The organism is Micromonospora sp. KC721 (assembly GCF_004348355.1).
Taxonomy (GTDB): Bacteria; Actinomycetota; Actinomycetes; order Mycobacteriales; family Micromonosporaceae; genus Micromonospora.
On the sequence record NZ_SMJY01000302.1, the window covers coordinates 1 to 4,691 of the forward strand.

Annotated in this window: 4 protein-coding genes and 1 riboswitch; of the genes, 1 reads left to right on the plus strand and 3 read right to left on the minus strand. The window is 71.6% G+C overall.

From position 1 onward, the window contains the following. Positions 1 to 135: 135 nt before the first annotated feature. The 3 genes from E1182_RS29245 to E1182_RS29255 all read right to left on the minus strand — a co-directional run bounded on the left by E1182_RS29245 (position 136) and on the right by E1182_RS29255 (position 3,712). Positions 136 to 2,100: an acyl-CoA dehydrogenase family protein gene (locus E1182_RS29245; RefSeq protein ID WP_243706490.1), complete on the minus strand. Its 1,965-nt coding sequence runs from the start codon at positions 2,098 to 2,100 to the stop codon at positions 136 to 138. A gap of 149 nt (positions 2,101 to 2,249) precedes the next feature. Further along, positions 2,250 to 2,792, minus strand: coding sequence for a DUF6328 family protein (locus tag E1182_RS29250; RefSeq protein WP_132270953.1), 543 nt, complete (start codon positions 2,790 to 2,792; stop codon positions 2,250 to 2,252). A gap of 83 nt (positions 2,793 to 2,875) precedes the next feature. Next, a complete protein-coding gene (locus tag E1182_RS29255) occupies positions 2,876 to 3,712 on the minus strand; it encodes an alpha/beta fold hydrolase (RefSeq protein ID WP_132270954.1) in 837 nt (278 codons plus the stop codon). 112 nt (positions 3,713 to 3,824) lie between these two features. Beyond that, positions 3,825 to 3,931, plus strand: a riboswitch (TPP riboswitch). Between the two features lie 75 nt (positions 3,932 to 4,006). On the opposite strand from E1182_RS29255, the gene E1182_RS29260 reads away from it, so the two are divergent. After that, positions 4,007 to 4,591: an ECF transporter S component gene (locus E1182_RS29260; RefSeq protein WP_132270955.1), complete on the plus strand. Its 585-nt coding sequence runs from the start codon at positions 4,007 to 4,009 to the stop codon at positions 4,589 to 4,591. Positions 4,592 to 4,691: the final 100 nt, after the last annotated feature.

The following is a 4,691-nucleotide window of genomic DNA, read 5'->3' on the forward strand; positions in this document are numbered from 1 at the left end:
CACCCGGCCGTGACCTGCGGCATATCGCGGCATCCACCCGATCGGAAACCGCAGCCTGCCGCAAGCCGTGAGCCACCCGACCCCGACCAGCGGACCCCGGCGCTTCGGGAGACCCGCAGGCGCCGGGTGGTGAGGTCAGCGTGGCCGGGGGATGCGGCGGCGTACGTCCGCGACGGTGGAGGGGCCGGGCTGCCAGGGGGCCACCCAGGGCGCGTCGGCCGGTGGGGTGACCACACCGCCCTCCAGGCTGGCGTACCGGCCGGCGAGGATGCGCTTCGCGGCGGCCACGTCGACGGTGTCGGTGTTCTGCCACAGGGCGGTGAAGAGCTGCTCGACCCGGACCCGGGCCTGCCGGCAGAACAGGTCGGCCAGCTCCACGTTCTCCGGGTGAATGTCCTTCTCGGCGTACGCCCGCACGCAGACCGCGCTCATCGCGAACAACTCCGCGCCGATGTCCACCACCCGGGCGAGGAACGCCTGCTTGCGCTCCATCCTGCCCTGCCAGCGGGACATCGCGTAGAACGTCGACCGGGCCAACTTGCGGCTGTACCGCTCGACCTGGCGGAGATGACCGGCGAGCGGGCCGAACTCACCGTACGCCTTCGGGCGCTGTCCCGGCCCGACCGCGAGGGTGGGCAGCCACCTGGCGTAGAACGCCCCGGCCCGGGCACCGGCCTTCGCCTTGCGACCCAGGTCGGCGTCCGGGTCGATGATGTCGCCGGCCACGGAGAGATGGGCGTCGACGGCCTCCCGGGCGATCAGCAGATGCATGATCTCGGTCGAGCCCTCGAAGATCCGGTTGATCCGCAGGTCCCGGACGAGCTGCTCGGCGGCGGCCGGGCGTTCCCCCCGGGCGGCGAGCGACTCGGCCGTCTCGTAGCCGCGCCCGCCCCGGATCTGGACCAGCTCGTCGCCGATCTTCCAGGCCATCTCGCTGGCGTACAACTTCACCAGCGCCGCCTCGATGCGGATGTCGTTGCGGTCGTCGTCGGCGAGCAGGCAGCAGAGGTCCAGCATGGTCTCCATGCCGTACGTGGTGGCGGCGATGAAGGCGAGCTTCTGGGCGACCGCCTCGTGCTCGCCGACCGGCCGGCCCCACTGCACCCGGTCGGCGGCCCACTCGCGGGCCACGTGCAGGGCCCACTTGCCGGCGCCGACGCACATCGCCGGCAGCGACAACCGCCCGGTGTTCAGCGTGGTCAGTGCGATCTTGAGGCCCTTGCCCTCGCCGCCGATGACGTTCTCCTTCGGTACGAAGACGTCATGGAAGCGGGTGACGCTGTTCTCCAGGCCGCGCAGGCCGACGAAGGCGTTGCGCCGTTCGACGGTGATGCCCTCGCTGTCGCCGTCCACCACGAAAGCGGTGATGCCGCCACGCTGGCCCTCGGCGGCGGGCACCCGGGCCATCACCACCAGCAGGGTGGCGACGGTGCCGTTGGTGGCCCAGAGCTTCACCCCGTTGAGCCGGTAGCCGGTGCCGTCGTCGGTGGGCACGGCGGTGGTGGCGAGCCGGGCCGGGTCGGAGCCGACGTCGGGCTCGGTGAGCAGGAACGCGGAGACCTCGCCGGCCGCGAGCCGGGGCAGGAACCGCTGCTTCTGCTCGTCGGTGCCGAACATCTTCAGCGGCTGCGGTACGCCGATGGACTGGTGGGCGGAGAGCAGCGCCCCGATCGCCGGGCTGACCGAACCGGCCAGCATCAGCGCCCGGCAGTAGTGCAGGTTGCTCAGCCCCAGCCCGCCGTACCTCCGGTCGATCTTCATACCGAAAGCGCCGAGCCGGGCCAGCCCGTGGAAGACCTCGTCGGGGATACGGGCGTCCCGTTCGATGGCGGCGCCGTCCACCTCGGCCCGCAGGTACGCCTCGAACGCGGTCAGGAACTCCTCGGCCCGCGCGACGTCGGCCGGATCGGAGCGGGGCCACGGGTTGATCAGGTCGAGCCGGAAGCGACCGAGGAACAACTCCTTGCCGAAGCTGGGCCGGTCCCAGGCCGTCTCCCGGGCGGCCTCGGCGACCTGCCGGGCCTCCTTCTCGGTGACCTGCCCCGACCGCTCTGAGCCCTGTCCCGACCGCTCGGCGGCCTGCCCCGACTTCTCGGGCAGCGACTCGGTGCCGTCGGCGGCGGATCGGCTGTTGTCTGTCGTGGTCACGGCTGCCCCCTCGAACCTCGGTCCGGACGCGTCAACGGGCGTGACATCCGCAACGCTACCCCTGGTTGTTACCCAGCGGTAGCCGTACGTGCACGTCGGATTTACCGGGCCGCGCCCGACCCGGCGCGACGGCCCTCGGCGAGGTCCCGCGGGTGGTCGTCGTCATCGTCGTCATCGTCGTCGATGTCGTCCTCACCCCAGTTGCGGCGGGCGAACGGCAGGAACACCCAGAGGGCCAGCAACCACAGCGCGGTGATCCCGCTGAGCACGAAGGCGATCGACCGGTCGAGGATGAAGTCGGTGATCAGCAGCACCGCGCTGACCATCGCGACCAGCATGAAGGCGAGCCCCGTACTGGCCATCCGGTGGGCGAACCGGACCAGTTCCGGTTTCCTGCCCTGCCGGAACAGCGCCCGGTGGAAGGCCACCGGCGAGATGATCGCCGCCGTGGCCGCCGCCGCGGAGAGCAGCGAGACGACGTAGATGTCCTTCTGGAAGTCGCTGGTCTGGGGAAAGCCGGAGCTGAACGGCAGGGTCAACAGGAAGGCGAAGAGGATCTGCACCCCGGTCTGCGCGACCCGCAACTCCTGAAGCAGGTCGGCGAAGTTACGCTGCCAGCGCTGCCGCTCCGATTCCCTGGACACGTGCCACCTCCGAAAGACGATGCCGACGGGTCCGGATTGCCGGCAGCAAGCTGGTGCCCCGGCACGGCACGCGCGAAACCGGCTCAGGAACCGCAGTGACCGTGTACCCGGGCCAGGATCGCCTCGACCAGCGGGGCCGGCGCCTCGTCGGGAATCCAGTGGGTGACACCGGAAAGCTCGACGAACCGGTACTCCCCCGTCACGTGCCGGACGCAGTCCTCCGCGGCGGTCCGGCCGATCGCGGCGTCCCGGTCGCTCCACACGAAGGTGGTCGGCACGGTCACCGGCCCGACGGCGGCCAGGTCCCGCGAGGACATGGCCCGGTACCAGTTCAGCGCGCCGGTCAGCGCGCCCGGCTCGCGCATCGGGTCGGCGTACCGGGCGACCCGGGAGGCGTCGCCGACGCCGGCGAGCAGCTTGCGCAGGGCAGCCGCCCGGAACGCGAGCAGCACCTTCTCCGCCTTGCCGGACTGCCGGAACAGCGCCATGTACGCGGAGCGGACCTTCTGCCGTGGATCGTTCGCCAGCGCGTATCCGTAGGCTGCCGGGTGCGGGACGGAGACGGCGGTCAGCGTCCGGACCCGCTGCGGGTGCCACGCCGCCAGCGCCCAGGCGACGACGGCGCCCCAGTCGTGCCCCACGACGTGGACCGCCTCGACACCCAGGGCGTCGAGTAGCGCCACCACGTCGGCGACCAGCTCGGGCACCCGGTAGGCGGACGCCTCGACGGGGCGGGCGCCCGGCGAGTAGCCCCGCTGGTCCGGCGCGTAGGTGCGCAGGCCGGCGGCGTGCAGCGGCGGCGTCACGTCGTCCCACTCCCCACCGTGCTGGGGGAAACCGTGCAGCAGCAGGACGGCCTCGCCGGCCTCCGGGCCGCCGGTGCGTACCTCGAACGTCAGCCCTCGCGCCTCGACCCGCATGATCGCCACCGTAGCCGACCGCACCACGCGCGTCGCCGTACGAGGGTGTCACGCTGGTCACCGGCTGGGCCGTTGCCGCAGGTCGGTGCTAGCGTCTGGACGAGAACACCTTCACCTCCGACAGGGGAGCGCACAGCGCTGAGAGTGTGGGCGGCCGCCCACAGACCCTCGAACCTGATCTGGGTAATGCCAGCGCAGGGAGTTCGGTCGACCTCCAGCCGCGCCGCCGTCCGGCGAGCACCGGGCGCGGCGTGCGTCTTCTCCTGGTTCGATCATTTGGACTGGGAGCACACCATGAAGCACACCGACAGCAACCGGTGGCGCACCATCGACATCGTCGTCGCGGCGGTGCTGGGAGTCGCCTTCGGCGTCATCTTCTGGGCCTGGGGGCTGCTGTGGAACGGCCCCGCCGAGGCGATTCCCCTGCCCGGCCGCGCCGTCATCTACGGCGTGTGGCTGGTGCCGGCTGTCCTCGGCGCCCTGGTCGTCCGGAAGCCGGGGGCCGCGTTCTTCACCCTGACCCTGGCCGCACTGGTCTCCGTGGCCCTCGGTAGCGCCTGGGGCTGGACGCTTGTCGTTCAGGGGCCGGCCGAGGCGGCCGCGGCCGAGCTGGTTTTCGCGGCGACCGGATACCGCGCCTTCCGGATGCCGGTGGCGCTCCTGGCCGGCACGCTGGCCGGCGTCGCCGCAGCTCTGTACGACGTCTTCATCTGGTATCCCGGGACGGCGTGGGGCAGCTTCCGTCTGCCGTACATTCTGATCACCGCTGTCAGCTCGCTGGTCGTCGCCGGCGTCGGTGGCTGGTACCTGACCCGCGCCCTGGCCGGCACCGGCGTACTGGACCGCTTTCCCGCCGGCCGCGACCGCCCCGCCGTCTGACCGACCACCCCCACCGGCCCGATTGCGTTGATCATGAAGTTGGCGGCGACGTGGACCGCGGACGGTGCCGCCAACCTCATGATCACAAAGGAGACAGGGG